The following is a 1,259-nucleotide window of genomic DNA, read 5'->3' as shown; positions in this document are numbered from 1 at the left end:
TGATTTAAATTCCAAATATAATCTCCTGTAAGTGCGATATGTTCCCAGCCTAATGGAGAGATGTGCTGAATATATTCCTCTGGAATATGAATACCATTATTCCGTAACGTTTCAATTGCACGAGAGATATAGATAGAATTCCAAGTTACAATCGCAGAAATAATGAGTTGAAGTCCACTTGCACGATGCAATTGATCTTCATAGGATCGGTCACGAATTTCTCCTAATTGATTAAAAAACACAGCTCTAGCCAAAGAGTTTTTACTTTCGCCTTTATTTAATTCAACCTGAACTTTTCTTCTGTGTTCAGGATCTTGTATCCACTTTAACATATATAAACTTCTTTCTATTCGGCCGATTTCACGAAGTGCGATAGATAAACTATTCTGTCTAGGGTAAGATGATAATTTTTTTAAAATCAGAGAAGCTGTAACTGTTCCTTGTCGTACAGAGCTAACTAAACGTAATATTTCATCCCAATTTTCACGTATTTTCTTTACCTGAATTGTTCCGCCAACCATGAAGTTAATATGGTCATATATTGTTGGAACAGATACTGTATATATTTTATGATTATCAATCGTTTTAATTCGTGGTGAAAAGCGAAACCCTAACATATGGCACATTCCAAATATATGATCAACAAAACCCGCGGCATCTGTATAATGTTCTTCAATTTGCAAATCTGTTTCATGATACAGTAGCCCATCAATAATATGTGGTGCCTCTTCTGAGGAACTAATAACTTGGACATAAAATGGATGATATTGATCTGATATATGTGTATAAAAACTTAATCCTGGGTCATGACCATACTTACCATTTACTTGTGCTAGGGGACTGGAAGTCCCACCGGCGCGAAAAAATTGTCCATCTGAAGATGAAGTAGTGCCCTCTCCCCAATAGGAAGAAAAAGGTTGTTTATGATGAAAATTTGCAATATCTCCAAGCGCTTTCGTATAGCTTTCATCTCTTATATACCAATCTGCTATCCAAGCTAGCTGAGAATATGAGATATTTGGACAAGCATCAGCCATTTTACTTAATCCTAAATTAATTCCATCTGATAAGATAGCCGCAAATAAAATTGATTTTTCTTTTGGAGCCTGTTGAGTGTGAAGATGAACAAAGTGTTTGCTAAACTGTGTCCAAGTATCTACTTCTACTAATAAATCTGTTAATTTAATACGCGGCAATAAGTCATACACAAGTCGAGTAATTTCTTCTACATCTTCTGGAACCATCTTTTTTAGAGAAGC

The 1,259-nt window shown here is 35.2% G+C and carries 1 protein-coding gene; it reads right to left on the bottom strand.

The features are described from left to right. Positions 1 to 1,259, bottom strand: a 1,259-nt coding sequence (locus ACQGS6_RS28795; RefSeq protein ID WP_426966053.1) for a Tn3 family transposase, incomplete at both ends; no start/stop codon positions are given.

The organism is Bacillus sp. GMs2/2 (genome assembly GCF_050172095.1).
Lineage (GTDB): Bacteria > Bacillota > Bacilli > Bacillales > Bacillaceae_G > Bacillus_A > Bacillus_A cereus.
Note: the sequence above shows the minus strand (reverse complement) of the source record. Positions and strands in the feature narration are given on the sequence as shown.